The 15,673-nt window shown below is 51.2% G+C and carries 17 protein-coding genes; 11 read left to right on the top strand and 6 right to left on the bottom strand.

Going from position 1 to position 15,673, the window contains the following annotated elements; genetic code table 11:
• The first annotated feature begins 38 nt into the window (after window positions 1-38).
• The 7 genes from RIC19_RS01425 (at window position 39) to RIC19_RS01395 (ending at window position 6,595) form a co-directional block, all read left to right on the top strand.
• A complete protein-coding gene (locus RIC19_RS01425) occupies window positions 39-1,163 on the top strand; it encodes an extracellular catalytic domain type 1 short-chain-length polyhydroxyalkanoate depolymerase (RefSeq protein WP_350176076.1) in 1,125 nt (374 codons plus the stop codon).
• A gap of 291 nt (window positions 1,164-1,454) precedes the next feature.
• On the top strand, window positions 1,455-1,997 hold the full coding sequence (locus RIC19_RS01420; protein ID WP_350176074.1) for an RNA polymerase sigma factor: 543 nt from the start codon (window positions 1,455-1,457) through the stop codon (window positions 1,995-1,997).
• A complete protein-coding gene (locus tag RIC19_RS01415; RefSeq protein WP_350176072.1) occupies window positions 1,994-2,389 on the top strand; it encodes a hypothetical protein in 396 nt (131 codons plus the stop codon). Before RIC19_RS01420 ends, RIC19_RS01415 begins: the two co-directional genes overlap by 4 nt.
• A 9-nt stretch (window positions 2,390-2,398) precedes the next feature.
• The gene (locus tag RIC19_RS01410; protein WP_350176070.1) at window positions 2,399-2,788 is read left to right on the top strand and encodes a hypothetical protein; all 390 of its coding nucleotides are present in this window, start codon (window positions 2,399-2,401) and stop codon (window positions 2,786-2,788) included.
• A gap of 42 nt (window positions 2,789-2,830) precedes the next feature.
• Entirely contained in the window at window positions 2,831-3,652 is an 822-nt protein-coding gene (locus RIC19_RS01405) for a Spy/CpxP family protein refolding chaperone (RefSeq protein WP_350176068.1), read from the top strand.
• Window positions 3,653-3,748: 96 nt separating this feature from the next.
• A complete protein-coding gene (locus RIC19_RS01400) occupies window positions 3,749-5,305 on the top strand; it encodes a YifB family Mg chelatase-like AAA ATPase (protein ID WP_350176066.1) in 1,557 nt (518 codons plus the stop codon).
• A 261-nt stretch (window positions 5,306-5,566) separates the two neighbouring features.
• A complete protein-coding gene (locus RIC19_RS01395; protein ID WP_350176064.1) occupies window positions 5,567-6,595 on the top strand; it encodes an SPASM domain-containing protein in 1,029 nt (342 codons plus the stop codon).
• Here the strand turns inward: RIC19_RS01395 and RIC19_RS01390 are convergent.
• The 6 genes from RIC19_RS01390 to dnaN form a co-directional block, all read right to left on the bottom strand.
• A complete protein-coding gene (locus RIC19_RS01390) occupies window positions 6,538-7,950 on the bottom strand; it encodes a DUF2851 family protein (RefSeq protein ID WP_350176062.1) in 1,413 nt (470 codons plus the stop codon). The two genes, RIC19_RS01395 and RIC19_RS01390, sit on opposite strands and share 58 nt — an antisense overlap.
• A gap of 278 nt (window positions 7,951-8,228) precedes the next feature.
• Window positions 8,229-8,582, bottom strand: a complete 354-nt coding sequence (locus RIC19_RS01385) for a hypothetical protein (protein WP_350176060.1) — start codon at window positions 8,580-8,582, stop codon at window positions 8,229-8,231.
• 23 nt (window positions 8,583-8,605) lie between these two features.
• Window positions 8,606-9,013, bottom strand: a complete 408-nt coding sequence (locus RIC19_RS01380) for a hypothetical protein (RefSeq protein ID WP_350176058.1) — start codon at window positions 9,011-9,013, stop codon at window positions 8,606-8,608.
• Between the two features lie 74 nt (window positions 9,014-9,087).
• Window positions 9,088-9,669: a nicotinate (nicotinamide) nucleotide adenylyltransferase gene (gene nadD, locus RIC19_RS01375; protein WP_350176056.1), complete on the bottom strand. Its 582-nt coding sequence runs from the start codon at window positions 9,667-9,669 to the stop codon at window positions 9,088-9,090.
• 10 nt (window positions 9,670-9,679) lie between these two features.
• A complete protein-coding gene (locus RIC19_RS01370) occupies window positions 9,680-10,132 on the bottom strand; it encodes a hypothetical protein (RefSeq protein ID WP_350176054.1) in 453 nt (150 codons plus the stop codon).
• A gap of 53 nt (window positions 10,133-10,185) precedes the next feature.
• Window positions 10,186-11,301: a DNA polymerase III subunit beta gene (dnaN, locus tag RIC19_RS01365; RefSeq protein WP_350176052.1), complete on the bottom strand. Its 1,116-nt coding sequence runs from the start codon at window positions 11,299-11,301 to the stop codon at window positions 10,186-10,188.
• A gap of 204 nt (window positions 11,302-11,505) precedes the next feature.
• Between dnaN and RIC19_RS01360 the strand changes: the two genes are divergently transcribed.
• The 4 genes from RIC19_RS01360 to RIC19_RS01345 all read left to right on the top strand — a co-directional run bounded on the left by RIC19_RS01360 (window position 11,506) and on the right by RIC19_RS01345 (window position 15,671).
• Complete coding sequence (locus RIC19_RS01360) at window positions 11,506-12,777, top strand: M16 family metallopeptidase (protein ID WP_350176050.1); 1,272 nt, start codon at window positions 11,506-11,508, stop codon at window positions 12,775-12,777.
• A 484-nt stretch (window positions 12,778-13,261) separates the two neighbouring features.
• A complete protein-coding gene (locus tag RIC19_RS01355; protein WP_350176048.1) occupies window positions 13,262-14,293 on the top strand; it encodes a rod shape-determining protein in 1,032 nt (343 codons plus the stop codon).
• Between the two features lie 33 nt (window positions 14,294-14,326).
• The gene (mreC, locus tag RIC19_RS01350; RefSeq protein WP_350176046.1) at window positions 14,327-15,154 is read left to right on the top strand and encodes a rod shape-determining protein MreC; all 828 of its coding nucleotides are present in this window, start codon (window positions 14,327-14,329) and stop codon (window positions 15,152-15,154) included.
• Window positions 15,147-15,671, top strand: coding sequence for a hypothetical protein (locus tag RIC19_RS01345; RefSeq protein ID WP_350176044.1), 525 nt, complete (start codon window positions 15,147-15,149; stop codon window positions 15,669-15,671). The genes mreC and RIC19_RS01345 overlap by 8 nt, the downstream gene beginning before the upstream one ends.
• The last annotated feature ends 2 nt before the right edge of the window (window positions 15,672-15,673 follow it).

Genomic DNA, 15,673 nt, shown 5'->3' with positions numbered 1-15,673 from the left:
AGTGTATCTTGAAAAAAAAGACCAAAATACTGTCAATTATGCGGACACTTCTCCAAGTTACCTTTCTCTTTTTACTCTCCTTTCAGCTGTCGAATGCTCAGGAAACCATCATCGGGAGTTTTTCTTTCGACGGGCAGGAACGAGACTACCGGTTGAGGATACCTCCGGCTACTATTTCCGGTGAGCGCCCGTTGGTTTTGAACCTTCATGGCTTTACCTCCAACGCCTGGCAGCAGGAGGCCTATTCTCAAATGAATGCGGTGGCGGATACCGCCGGCTTTTACGTTTGTTACCCCAATGGGATCAATAATGCCTGGAATGTAGGATGGACGTTTGGGAGCACTGCTGATGATGTGGGCTTCATCAATGCCCTCCTGGATACGCTTATTGCCAATCATGGCATCGATCCGGAGCGTCTCTACGCCTGCGGGATGTCCAACGGTGGCTTTATGAGCTATCGCCTGGCTTGTGAACTCAATGACCGGATAGCTGCCGTGGCCTCAGTCACCGGCAGTATGGTACCCGCTTATATGGGCAGTTGCACCCCGGGGCGCCCCGTGCCCGTTCTCGAAATCCACGGTACTGAAGACCCTACCGTCCCCTACACCGGGCAGGCATTTCTTGCGATTTCAATAGAGGAGCTGCTCAGTTTCTGGAGGGCCAATAATGAATGCGATGGCGACCCGGTCGTTGAAGAGTTGCCCAATACCAATGCTGATGATGAGTCAACGGTTTCCATAATACAATCTACAGGATGTACAGAGCGGGGGGAGGTCCTGCACTATCGGATCAATAACGGTGGGCATACCTGGCCGGGGGCACCCATTAGTTTGGGGGTGACCAATCAGGATATTAATGGCAGCGTGGAGATTTGGCATTTCTTCCGGCAGTATACCCGAAGTGGCCTCTCTTCAATAGCGGCTTATGCGGGTCCGGGCACTTTAGATCTTTTCCCCAATCCGGCTATTGAGCGCGTGCATGTTTCCCTCCCTTCATCCGGCGGCGAGCTATCCTTATTCAATATAGCTGGACAGTTGATACACCGGCAGGCGATACAGCATAAAACTACTGAGCTGAATGTCTCTTTCTGTACGCCCGGCGTTTACTGGGTCCGGGTCAGGCAGGGAGCACAGGTCAGGGTGGGGCAGCTGGTTGTTCAATAGACTTGATGCGTTGGGAATCATTGCTGGGTTAAAAGGGTTCTTTCCTGCCCACACTATGCCTTTCTTCAGTCGGTTAGCTCAGGCTGAACTCCTTCACTCCCGCTATTTGTAGGGCTTTCGCGCCGCGAGAGCCCTACAAATAGCGGGAGTGTGTGGTTGAAAACAGCACATTTTCCCACTACACTGACCGAAGGCATCAACATTTCAAAATGAAAAAAAAATAAGCCCCCCGGGAAAAAAGCCGGCCTAATGGTTGTCTAACCCTCGAAAGCAACCGAAAAAAACCGCTGCATGCTCCAGCAAAATGACTGCATACTACGTGCCAAAAGTGGTGACGCCCAGGCTTTCCGATCGCTGGTTGAACAGCATCAGGGACAGGTCCGGGCGACTGTACGCAGTATGCTGGGCGAAGTCGCGGAAGCAGACGACGTGGCACAAGAAGTGTTTATTCGCTTGCATCAGGCGCTGCCCGGGTTCAGAGGCGATGCCAAACTGAGCACTTACCTCAGCCGTATCGCTATCAACCTGTCCCTGAATGAGCTGAAACGGCGGAAACGCAAAGGCCGGTGGTTGACATTCACCAAGACAGATGGGCCGGAATTACAGGTAGAAGATAAGGCGGCGGGGCCCGAGCAGCAGGATTTGAAAGATGCCTTGCAGCGTGCTCTGCAGCAAATTGACCCCGAGTTCCGGGCGGTGGTGACCCTGCGCCTTGTAGAAGGCTACTCCGTCAAGGAGACCGCTGAGATCCTGGATTTGCCGCAAGGTACGGTGGCCTCCCGTCTGGCGCGGGCACAGCAAAAACTAAGATCAATTTTAGGACCATGGCTATGAAAGACGAAGCATACTACCGGGGACTGCTCAGCCGTTCCTTCGACGAGGAATTAGGCCAGGCGGAATCAAAAGCACTGGAAAAAGCATTGTTGCAATCCCGTGAGCTAAGGGAAGAGTCTGCCCGGCTCCGGAACCTGAGAGAAGCTTTCCGATCGTTTCCGAAGCCCTCGGACGAGGCCTTCACGGAGGCGGTCATGCGGCAGATAGAGCAGTCGGACGTCTATCGTTTCCCTGCCTATTGGCTACAGTGGGCAGCGGCAGCAAGTGCTGCCATCATACTCATTGCTGGTATCAGTATCTATTGGTCAGCGGGCAGCCTGACCGCCGAAGCGTTGGTAGGGGTAAGCGAGCTGTCACCGGAGGATGCGGTCACTTTACTACAAGCTTACTAAACAATAAACATGAGCCGAATACAGCTTTTATTAATTGGATTGTTACTACTTGCTGCTGGCTTTGCAGGCGGGTGGGCCATGCACCGCAGCACGGTAGTTAACCGAATACACGAAGTAGCCCGTATGCGCGAAGCCAGCGGTTTTGAGGACATGCTGTACCGGCGCATTGAGGCTACACCCGAACAGCGCGCAACCCTTGGCCCTATTGTACAGCGGTACGGTACGCTCATTGACAGTATGCATCAGCATTTTGGAGCCGACCGCCGCGCTACAATTGAACAAATGCACGAAGAAATCAAACCCCTGCTCTCAGAAGAGCAGGTTGCAAAACTAGACCGGTTTTCCCGCCGGTTTGAAATGCGGGACGGCCATCCGAAAAAAAGGCGGAAGCGGGATTAAACCCTGATACGCCTGTATCATCAAACCTTAAAAATTATTGCTATGAAAAAATTAATGATGCATGCCAGCTTACTGTTGGCAACGCTGTTTTTGTCCACTGTTACAGTAATGGCTCAACCGAACGGCCGGCACCACGCGCCACAGGGCGGCCCTTTTGAAGCGATTGAAGAGCTGGAATCGGAACTCAAACTGACGCCAGAGCAACGAGAAGCTATCGAAGCCTTGCAGCAAAAGACGCAGGAAGCACACAAGGAATGGCGTAAAGAGGGGCGCGAAGCCCGAAAAGAGCATGGCGCGCAAAGAAAAGCCATACACGAGTCTTTGAAAAGCGAGTTGAATGGCATCTTGACGCCGGAGCAGGCTCAAATGCTCAAAGCACACCACGACGCTAAAAAAGCGGAGCATAAGGAAGCCCGGAATGAAATGCGCACCTATCAGGAGCAAAACATTGAGCCCGTATTGCTTAGTCAGCGCAAAAAGCTGGAGGCAAAGATTAGTGCAGCAGATAAAGCTACCCTTGCCAAAATCCGGGCAGCACGCCAGGGAATGCGACAGGAAAAAGGCCGTACTTCCGGGGGTAAAAGAGAAAAGGCTGAAACCAATCCTAATAAGGAAGCACTCTCGGCATTGGTGCAAAAGTACAGCGATGACATCAACGCCCTGATGCAAGAGATTGAGCCGCAGCGTGAGCAATGGAAAAAAGATATGAAAGCAATCGCAGTAGCTCACCGGCTCGAGGGCAAGGGCCGTAAGGGGCAGGAAAAAATGGGGCATCGTGCTCCAAAGCCTGCCTTCCACAAAAGCCGGTTTTTGTTGATGGACCCTGCTCTGACACCGGAAATTGATAAGAATATCCGCGACTAACCTAAAAATTTGCTAAATTTAGGGTGTTCTATTGCTCCCAGGGCGTTTAGCTTTGGGAGCAATCTCTCTGTATAACCACTAAAGGAAAGAACGCCCATGCTAATCAAAACTTATGCCGGCGCCGTTCAGGGTGTCGATGCTCAAACCATTACCGTAGAGGTCAACGTTGGCGGTAAGGTAGCAACAGATAAAAACTTTTACCACCTGGTAGGCCTTCCTGACAATGCAGTCCGGGAGGGCTTTTCCCGTATGGAAGCAGCCATGCAAAATATTGGCTTCAAGATGATGCGGGTCAAGACCGTAGTGAACCTCGCCCCTGCGGATATCCGGAAAGAAGGCTCTTCCTATGACTTGCCCATAGCTATGGGCGTTTTGGCTGCATCCGGACAGATAGAGAGTGCTGCCCTCGATCAGTACATCATGATGGGGGAGCTTTCGCTTGACGGTAGCCTACGGCCCATACGTGGTGCTTTGCCAATTGCCATTCAGGCTCGAAAAGAAGGGTTTAAAGGGTTTATACTACCTAAAGAAAACGCCAGGGAGGCGGCAATCGTCGACGATTTAGATGTATACGGAGTGAGTAGCCTGCGCGAAGCTGCCGACTTCATCAACGGCGATCTCAAGATCAACCCTAAAATGGTGGTGACCCGTGATGAGTTTTTCGAGCAGCAGAATATCTTCGATATTGATTTTTCTGACGTAAAAGGGCAGCAGAATATCAAGCGGGCCCTTGAAATAGCCGCTGCCGGTGGCCACAACGTGGTACTGATCGGTCCTCCGGGTGCCGGGAAAACCATGCTGGCGCGCCGGATGCCCACGATCCTTCCGCCTTTGAATTTGCACGAAGCACTGGAAACCACCAAAATTCACTCGGTATCTGGCATGCTGCCACCGGATTCTTCGTTGATTGCCAACCGCCCTTTCCGGTCGCCCCACCATACCATTAGTGATGTGGCTTTGGTCGGTGGAGGGAGCAACCCCATGCCTGGAGAGATTTCGTTGGCGCACAACGGTGTACTTTTTCTGGACGAATTACCGGAGTTCAAGCGGACGGTCCTGGAAGTACTGCGGCAGCCCATGGAAGAACGGCGGGTGACCATCTCCCGGGCCCGCACCACCGTCGACTATCCCGCTAGCTTTATGCTCGTGGCCTCCATGAACCCTTGCCCCTGTGGTTATTACAACCATCCGGATAAGGAGTGCGTTTGTGGCCCTGCTCAGATCAACCGCTACCTCAATAAGATTTCCGGCCCGTTGCTCGACCGTATCGATCTGCATGTAGAGGTCACGCCCGTATCTTATGACGAACTGGCCAGCAAAAGCCTGCCGTCAGAATCCAGTAGTGAAATTGTGGCCCGGGTGATCAAGGCCCGGGAGATACAGGTGGCACGCTACAAAGACTCTCCCGGGGTCAACTCGAATGCGCAAATGTCGGGCCGGCAGGTACGGGAGTACTGTGAGGTCGGTCAGGCCGGGCGAATGCTCGTAAAGAAAGCGATGGAAAAGCTGCAGTTGTCGGCTCGTGCCTACGACCGGATTCTGAAGGTCGCCCGGACGGCGGCAGACTTGCATGAGAGCGAAAATATTGAAATTGAACATTTGGCTGAAGCCATTCACTTCCGAAGCCTTGACCGCGAAGGTTGGGCAGGGTAGCAGCCTGTCGGAGATGTACTGATGCGGCGAGAGCGAGCAAATATTGTTCTGAACAAGGCGCGAGACATTCAAGAATGGGATTAAAGGGGCCTATTCTTGAATCACATAGCCTTAGCTACGTGACTGACCGTACCTTCGTCGAAGCAGCTACGCGCAGGTAGGTGAGCGAGGAAGTTCAAGGTAATATTTGCCGTTCGCAGACCATTGAAAATCTCTACGACAGACTGCCAGGGCACATATAATGGAAAATACCCGTACTTTATGAGGATCTATTTTGCAGACGCATTCAACTTTTTGCGTAAGCTCACCCTGCGCAGAGCCTGGAATGCAGCGAAAGTACTCGCTTCTTATTTCGTGACCCGCTTGCTGCGCCGCCCTGTACAATGGGGCTTGCCCGTTACTATTTCGGTAGAGCCTACTACCGCCTGCAATTTGCGATGCCCGGAATGCCCAAGCGGGCTTCGTTCCTTTACGCGCCCGACTGGTAACCTCAGGAAAGACTTCTTCCGACAGATTATTAAGGAACTTGGTGAGGAACTGATTTACCTGATTTTCTACTTCCAGGGGGAGCCTTACATCAATCCGGATTTCCTTAACATGGTGGAGCATGCAGACCGACAAGGGATTTATACCATCACTTCCACAAACGGCCACTTCCTGAATAAAGAAAATGCCCGGAAAACAGTGGCTTCCGGGCTTGACCGGCTGATTGTTTCGGTAGACGGTACGACCCAGGAGGTCTACGAAAATTACCGCAAAGCGGGGAATCTGGAGACCGTACTGCAGGGCGCGCGAAATGTTATTGCCGCCAAACGCGAAATGGGCTCATCTACCCCGCATGTGATTTTCCAATTTCTGGTAGTCCGCCCCAATGAGCATCAGATACCGGAAATTTACCGCCTGGCAAAAGAGATCGGGGTTGATGAAGTCCGGTTAAAAACGGCTCAGGTCTACGACTATGAACAAGGCAATCCACTCATCCCGCTCAATGAGCGCTACTCCCGCTATGCGCAACAGGAAGATGGCACCTACCGGGTGAAAAACCAATTGCTCAACCACTGCTGGAAGCTCTGGCACGCCTGTGTGATTACCTGGGACGGCCTCGTCGTGCCCTGTTGCTTTGACAAGGACGCCCAGCACCAGCTCGGCGATTTAAAGCAAACCTCCTTCGCTGAGTTATGGCAGGGTGAGGACTACCAGCAGTTTCGTGCGCAGCTCTTGAGAGGGCGCGATCAGATCGACATCTGTACCAATTGTACCGAGGGCTGCAAAGTATGGGAGAAGGCCTGATGCGCTTCCAAATCAAACAGTGACCAGTCCTTTTCCCAGTCTTCCCCAATCGCTTCATTCAGCCAGGGCTCTTCGGCTCTGGGTTTTGGCTTTAGCAATGCATTGCCAATGGCACACTCCAGACAGCGTTTTGGAGTACAGTACGCTTGTTTGAGCTGTAATAGTGCTTGTGTTTGGTAGGCGGAATCAGCCTTCACGCCGTGCTTTTTCCATTCCCGGATAATCTTGTTTTGTTCGGCGGGCAGCTTTTCCAGTAAATCCAGCCCCTTATCGCGCAACACGTGGTCGCCTTTGCGGGAGCCATAGAGGAAAAGCATGGGGGCAACGGTATTGATAATGACCGACCGTATGGTCTGTACACCGAGGGTTTTGGCCTGCCGGTGCGAGGGCTTGTCAAAAGTATAGTGGTCCCACCAATAATTGGAGAGCTTAATGTGGAACATATTGTTCAGTTCTGTAAGGTCGTGGGCGGCCATAGCCTTACTAAACCACCCGGCTTGCTGGTAAATCATGGTGACCAATTGAGCGATGCGGATGGTTGGGAAGTTGGCGGGGCGCAGGCGCAGGTACTTCCAGGTTTGGGGCGGCAGCGGGGTCAGTCCGTGTTTTTGCCTCAAAAAACGATATTCCTGCTGCAGCCGTTTGGGGTATTCGTCTACGAAGGAGGCATCCAATAGCCCCGATTGCCCAAACAGCAGGGCTTCCAACTGAAACAGGCTGTGCCGGTACTTGTAGAGCAAAATAAGCGGAGTACGCTCCGCCAGCATTTGCATGGGCTCCGCATTGACCCTGCCCCCCAGGCTGCGTGCCATGAATTGGTAGAACGTCTCTTCCCAGCCTTCTTTATTACGAAGGAGTTGGGCTTTTATTTTCTCAGCTCTCGCTTCCAGCCGTTCGGCAGCCATGCGGTCCAGCCACAGGTTGATTGTCAGCTCGTTGACCTGCCCAATCGTATTGCCGCAGGGAACCCACTGCTCACTTTTGATCAGCCGCTGATAGTGAGCCGCTAACCGTCTCGATATACGCTGCTTCAGTTCCAGGCAGGGAATAGCCGTGCCGTTGCCCCTGCATATCGGTGCATCATCTTCGTAAACGACGTGGAGGATGACATTATCGTAAGCTGCGTCAGACTGATGCCCGTGCTGCAGCCAGTCGGAACTGCGGAGATGCATTTCCACATTGCCCGCCCAAACGGTATCGTCAATGCGCAGCCGGGCATTCAGGAAGTCGGGCCCGGCATGGGTGTTCAGTTGGCCGGGATGAAGGATTTCTACAACCTGCCCGTCGGTAGTTTGCAGGGCAGTAGCATTGAACCGGCGCATACGCCAGGCATAATGAAGGAGTTCTTCTTTCATGAGGATTCAGTTTTTTGGTGGTTAGTACAGAGGGGCGCTTCGGAGAACCCCGTTCAGTTCAACATATAGGGGCATACGCCGCCCAGGGCATGAACAGAACTTACGCTGCCAGATAAGACATCAATAATACATCATGGAAGGCTGCCGGGAATGGCAGGGGAAACGAAATACGCGTGGAACACTACTGCTGGCTCGTTCAAAAAGTCATGCCAGAATCAATATCAGAAACAAGATCGGTTAAAATGTTGGGTTTTTCAAGTTTTGAACACGGAAAGTTTTCAAATATCCCAAAAGGACCGCGGCCGACGCAGTACAACAATCGTATCACGCAGGGTGATGAGGAAGTATGTAAAGGCTGCAAGCCCAAGCAATACCAAACTCCAGTAGCCAGCCAGCCAAAATTTGAAAGGGAGCAGGATGAGTAAACTGCCGAGAACCCACAAGTAGGGTTTCCGGTCCCGGTAGGCGTAGGCGGCCAACAGGTGGAAAGCGCTACCCGTTTGCCAGAGTGCAAGGCCCGCTACCACAGTTAGTGCCCACAGCCACCATTCGCCGAGTACGACTATAAGGGCTAAGGCAAGTAGTACAGACTGACCTACGAGGTCGAATTTCATTCTATATTGGCTGATCATGATCTCAGAAGTTTGTTCATCGGTTATACAAAAGCAGGGCGGCCCCACTCAACCGCGTGCTGATAGTCTTTCCAGGTTTGACGGGCGTACCAGACGGCGCCAAATATGGCAGGGAACCAGAAGACAGCGTTGCCCAGGTAACCATATTTAAAGGGGTTAAACGTTGCCTCCGGCGGTAAATACGTAGCACCTCCTGTAAGGAGCATTAGGTAGATTACTGCGCTCAAAGTGTAGTAGCTGTGCATTTTGCTTTTTAGGAAAAACGCCTTCAACGCACCGCTGATCAGTTGCCAGCCTCCCAGCGGCATCGCAAAGAACAGGCTGACAAGCAGGTATTCGGGAGCAGCCAGTGCATATAGCGCACTGCCCGCTATGATAGCCAACAGTAAAGTTTGTACGCCGAAGTCAAAGAGCAGAAATCCTTTTTTCATGGCTTTGGGTTTTAATCTACCCCAATCTAACTCTTTTTTCCAAAACTTTCAATAATTAATGAAAGTTTAACAATTCATCGGTATAGTGGGACTTCTTCAAGGTATTGATAAACGGCATCAGGCACAAGGTATTGCACAGATTTTCCGTCCTGAAGGCAGCGGCGGATATAACTGGCAGAGATTTGCATTAGCGGCGCTTCGACGACTTTGATATTCGGGTGGTTTTCCAGCTCGCCTAAGTCGTGTTGAGGGCGTTGATAGACGAATAGCTCGTAGTCTCTGAGCAGCAGTTCATAGTTTTTCCATTTGTGGAGCGTAGCCAGGTTGTCACCGCCCATGATGAGTGCAAACTGCCGGTTGGGGTACTTTTCCTTCAGATAGGAGAGGGTGTCGATGGTATAGGAAGGCTGCGGCAGGCTAAATTCGACATCTGAAGCCTTCAGTTTGGGATTGTCGCTGATCGCAAGGCGGACAAGGTGGAGCCGGTCGTGGTCGCGCGCCAGGGTCTTTTTAGTTTTGAGCGGGTTGTGGGGAGAGACGACCATCCATACTTCCTCCAAGTTGGTTTGTGTGGCCATAAAATTGGCAATGATCATGTGCCCAACGTGGACAGGGTTGAAAGAGCCAAAGAAGAGCCCCACTTTCGGAATGCTCATGGTTTTAGGTTTATTCTTGCATCATTTCCTTTACCAGGCTGTCTGGCAACTGTTCGAGGATATCGTTGTCGATCTTTATTTCATCCTGAGGTGCATCTACCAGCCATTGGTCGTTAAGCTTTACCAGGTGGTAGTCTGAAGTGTAGCGCTCGTACTGATCTTCCAGTACACATTGGCAAAGCAGGGTGTCGCCATCACCTGTGCAATTGACGGAGAGGAACGTGGTATGAAAAAGGGTGCTGTCGGGTTGTTCTTCCTCCACGATGGCTTTCAACTCATTCAGCCACGCCTGTCCGGCTGGAGTGCTCAGGGATTTAGCCTTTTCCAGCAGGTTTTTATCTACAAATCCCTGATACTGTTTGAGCACTTCTTCCGGGTCATTCGGTGGGGCAGGGGCTTCACTGCCACAGCTCCACAGGAACGCTGCTATGATCATACCGGACCATAAGTAGCTGTACTTCATTCGTGTGTTTTATTGTTGGGTTAGTGTTCGTGGGCGGCTGTGCGGGCTTTCGCCTAATTGCTAAGCATGACCGGCATCACGAGCATCAGGATTTCTTCTCCTGCGGTCTCTTCTGCGGGCACCATAATGCCTGCCCGGGTAGAAGTGGACAGCTCAATTTTTACTTCATCGCTTTCCAGTACGCTCAGCATTTCCACCAAAAACTTGGCGTTGAAGCCGATGGTCAGAGGCTCGCCCTCATAGGTGCAGGCCAACTGCTCCGTTGCTTCATTGGAGAAGTCGAGGTCCTGAGCCGAAATCGTCAGGCTGCCATCATTGATATTCAGGATCACCTGATTGGTGGTCTTGTTGGCGTAAATAGCGATCCGCTTGAGGGAGTTCTGGAAATCTGAGCGGGAAAGGCTCAGGGTATTGGGGTTGTCAACCGGGATGACCGCGTTGTAGTCTGGGTAACGGGCATCAATGAGGCGGCAAACCAGCTCCGTGTGGCCAAAGGAGAAAAAAGCATTGGCGTTGTTGAAAGCGATGTTGATGTCTTCGTTTTCCGGGAGGCTGCCTTTGAGCAGGTTGAGTGCTTTTTTAGGTACGATGAAGGAGGTGGAGACCTCTCCGCCAATTTCATTGAAGGTATACTTGACGAGCTTGTGCGCATCCGTTGCAACCAGGATTAGCTTGTTGAAATCAACCTGGAAGTAAACGCCAGTCATAGCCGGGCGGAGCTCATCGTTGCTGGCTGCGAAAATAGTCTTGGTAATACCGTGGGTCAGTGAGCCACCCGGTATGGAAATCTTATCCACAGCGTCAGGTTTCGGAATACTGGGGAAGTCCTGGCCATCTTCACCTGCAAGCTTGTACTTACCGTAGGCAGAGGTAATTTCAATACCGAAATTCTCGTCATTTACAGAGAAGGTAATCGGCTGCTGTGGCAATGCTTTGAGTGTTTCCAGCAGGATTTTAGCGGGTACGGCCACTTTGCCATCGGCGTCCGCCATCACTTCTATTTCAGTGCTAATGGAGGTCTCAAGGTCGGTTGCCGCAATTTGCAGCTTATTGTTGCTGATGGTAAAGAGGAAGTCTTCCAGAATGGGCAACACGGGGTTAGAGCCAATTGCGCCACCGGCGATTTGCAGGCGCTTAAGCAGTTCGGATGAGGAAACGCTAAACTTCATAGGTATATCCGCTAGGGTTTGAGAATTTATGAATCAGGAGGCTCGCCTTATCATCGTTTCGTCGGAATGCTGCGTTCACAGCAGTTTTGCAAGCACTATAGCAGACAAAAGTAATTTTTTTTGCTCATTTTCGTACTATCGAATAACCAACAGACTGTTAATAAGTTGAATTCTTGCTTACTTGTCCCATTGAATACATAATCTATGCCCAACCGATCACAGCCCCCTGTTATTAATGATATCCAAACCATTCGGTTGCCCGAGCCGGACCTCCTGTACCTGGACAACGGGATCCCGGTATACGTGACGAACCTCGGGACGCAGGAAGTCATCCGGATGGAGCTGGTCTTTTTCGCAGGACGAACGTACGAGCAAAAACCCCTGGTAGCCAGGGCCACCTCTAGTCTTTTGCGGGAGGGGACGCAACGCTTTACCGCTGCGGAGATAGCCGAGGCCATGGATTACTACGGCGCTACACTGAGCCTGCCTTTCAACCTCGACACGTCAAGCATGGTGCTGTACAGCCTCAATAAGCACTTTGCCAGCACCCTGCCCCTGATCAGTGATATGCTGACGGCTCCGGCTTTTTCGGATAGCGACCTTGAAGCTTACATCAAACGGAACCAAAGGAGCCTTTCTGTTGATCTGGCGAAAAACGACACCTTTGCCTACCGGTTGATTACCGAGCAGATTTTTGGCAGCAAGCACCCCTATGGCTACAACAGCAACATGAAGACCTATGATGCGCTGAATACAGAGGACCTGAAGGCACACCACCAACGATTGTACAATGCTTCCAATTGCCTGGTTTTCATCAGTGGGCGTGTGACTAAAGAAGTGCTCAGGGAGCTCAACCAGGCGTTGACAGGTGCCCTGAAGGCAGGTGAAAAGCCAGAGCCCCGCATCCCTAATCCCGATGGGCAGCCGCAGTCTGTTTTTGAACACCGGCCCGATACCGTCCAATCTGCCGTCCGGATTGGGCGCCGGGCTTTCAGCCGGCACCATGAGGATTTCTACGGGCTGTATGTCCTCAATACCATCCTGGGGGGCTACTTCGGCTCCCGCCTCATGACCAACATCAGAGAAGAAAAGGGCTACACCTACAACATCTATAGCATGCTGGAAACTATGCGCTACGATGGTTCCCTGCTGATTGGTACAGAAGTGAGCCCCGAGTATGTGGAGCCGGTCCTGCGGGAAATTGACCTGGAAATGAAGCGCCTGCAGGAAGCACCGGTAGGCGAGGAGGAGCTGAGGATGGTGCGCAATTTCCTATCGGGCAATTTCCTGACCATGTTGGATGGTCCGTTCAACGTTTCCGAAGTGATCCGTACCCTGGTTTTGGATGGCCTGCCACTGCAGGCCTTCGGCGACTTGGTGGCAACGGTACAAAATATAGAGGCTTCAACCCTGCAGGAGCTGGCTCAAAAATACCTCAACAAAAAAGAGATGTGGCAAATCATCGTTGGCCCTTAGCCTATTTAATTTGCTCCGAAATTCTTCTTAATGACCGAAAAAATGTGTTGTTTTGCGAGTCAGAAAGTCGCACAGTAGCAGGAATATGGATAACCGGTGTAACCGGACGGGTTTTAATTTTTAGGATAAAGACGGGGTAGTCGGCGTTAATTTTGAAAAACCATACCCCGGATATAGGAAAAATTGCTAATTTCAGTTCCTGTGAAGCTTATAAGCGTGTTAAGACTTTGCTTTGAAGCCGGAAATGCCCCGAATAGGGTCTCGTAAAACCATTTTTGAGCCTCGTACTGCGTGCCGGAGAATGTTGATGGACGTGCTGCGGAGGAGAAAAACGGAAGTGAGATGCCCCTAATTTGCTAGTTTTTGACAAGAAGCCCAAAGTCCCAAAACACGCTAAAAGACAATAGGTCACACCCTGCTGCCTTTTATGAAGCGCTGACAAGATGTACGAAACACGATACTTTTAACTAGCATAAAGGTTCTAATGAAACTTTTCAGCTTTTTTACCCAAGAACTTGCTATAGACCTGGGCACGGCCAATACACTCATCATTCAAGACGGCAAAATCGTTGTGGACGAGCCTTCTATTGTTGCCAAGAACCGCCGTACAGGAGAGCCTATTGCCGTTGGCAATAAGGCCATGCAAATGCACGAAAAAACACACGAAGAGATAAAAACCATCCGCCCGCTAAAGGATGGCGTTATTGCTGACTTTCAGGCAGCAGAGGATATGATCGAAGGCATGATCAATATGATCGGTCGCCGCCGCCGCTTCTTTACGCACATGAAAATGGTAATCTGTATACCTTCCGGTATTACAGAAGTGGAAAAACGTGCTGTATTCGATTCTGCAGACCACGTAGACTCTAAAGAGACTTACCTCATTCATGAGCCTATGGCAGCTGCTCTGGGTATTGGCCTGGATGTAGAGGAGCCTGTCGGCAACATGATCATTGACATCGGGGGCGGTACAACTGAAATTGCAGTCATTGCCTTGTCTGGTATTGTCTGTGACCAATCCATACGGATCGCTGGTGATGAGTTTACCAGTGATATCATGAGCTACATGAAGCGGCAGCACAACATCCTGATTGGTGAGCGCACTGCCGAGCAAATCAAAATCCACGTAGGTTCTGCTTTGCATGAGCTGGAGAACCCACCAGAAGATTACGCGGTTAACGGCCGGGACCTGATGACTGGAATCCCCAAGCAGATCATGATTTCTTACGGCGAGATCGCTCATTCTCTTGACAAGTCAATCTCTAAAATTGAGGATGCGATCCTGAAAGCGCTGGAGACTACACCGCCTGAGTTAGCGTCAGATATTTACCGTACCGGTATTTACCTCACAGGGGGCGGCGCATTGATCAGAGGGTTGGACAAGCGTATTGCGCAGAAGACCAAACTCAAAGTGCACATCGCAGATGACCCGCTGCGAGCTGTAGTAATTGGAACAGGGATTGCCCTGAAGAATACTGACCGCTTTTCTTTCCTCATCGACCGGAAGAGCGTCTAGGCGGATTCAAGAAAATTCTAAAAATCGCTAGCCATGAGAGGCCTGATGCAGCTTTTTGCAGCTTATGGGAATTTCCTGCTTTTTGGTCTCCTGGAGCTGATCGCGCTGATACTTGTGGTCAACTTCAATGAGCGGCAAGGGCTTATCTGGGACAATTCCTGGGGTATGGCAACTGCTGGTCTTGATCAATCCGCAGACTGGCTGGGCGAACAGTGGGCGCTTCGGGACGAACTCATCAGGTTGCAGGGTGAAAATATCCGCCTAATGGAGCAACTGGACAATGCCAGGTATTCTAATGCCGTGCGGCAGGATACCTTTCTAAGAGACTCCACAGAGCAGCTTTTCTCCTATATCCCTGCGAATGTGATTAGCAACTCCACGATTTCCACTACGAATTTTTTACGCCTCGACAAAGGGTCCAACCAAGGCGTGATGCCTAACATGGGGGTCATCTCTACCGATGGAATTGTAGGGGTGGTGAGAGCCGTGACCCCTCACTACAGTCAGGTAATGTCCCTGTTGCACCGGCAAACCCGGATCAAAGCGGCCATCGCAAGTTCGAGGTACTTTGGCACACTGACCTGGGACGGGAAAAGCTCGAGGTATATGCAGTTAGAGGCCATTCCCAAACACGCCATATTGGAAGCCGGTGATACAGTGGTCACCAGCGGGTTTTCGCAGCTCTTCCCGGAAGGGCTGCGTGTCGGGGTTGTCGAGCAGTACGATCTATCCGGTGGCGGCAACTTTTATAATATACAAGTTAAACTGCGAAATGACTTGAATACAGTGCGCTATGTCTACATCATTAAAAATGAAATGTGGAAAGAACACAAAGAATTAGAGGAAGCAGTCAATGAATAATACGGTTTTTAGGAATATCATACGGTTTGTTGTGTTAGTGGCGCTGCAGGGGCTGTTCCTGAAGCGGGTTTCTGATGGTTGGGTGAGCGGCAGTTTGTACATCAATATTTTTCTGTACCCGCTCTTTATCATGTTGCTGCCGTTACAAACACCGCGCACCGGTGTGCTGCTTCTTTCTTTCCTGATGGGTATCAGTGTGGATTTGTTCTATGACTCACTTGGGGTGCACGCCGCTGCACTAACGGCTATGGGCTTTGCAAGAGGGCTCTTTTTGAGCCTCTATGAGCCCCGGGAAGGGTACAAGCTCAACGCTAACCCTACACCTGGTGATTTGGGCATGAACTGGTTTTTGAAGTATTCGGCCTCCATGCTGGGCCTGCACCTGCTCGTCTATTTCAGCGTAGATGCTTTTTCACCCATTTATGTCCTTGGGATACTAACCCGTACCTTTTTTACCTTCATCTCCACGATGGTGGCTATCTTGATCTTTGTGTTTATATTCAACCCAAGGCGTTAGTC

The sequence above is a fragment of the Phaeodactylibacter sp. genome (assembly GCF_040219495.1).
In the GTDB taxonomy this organism is placed as follows: Bacteria; Bacteroidota; Bacteroidia; order Chitinophagales; family Saprospiraceae; genus Phaeodactylibacter.
This window is presented reverse-complemented; position numbering and strand designations above follow the sequence as displayed.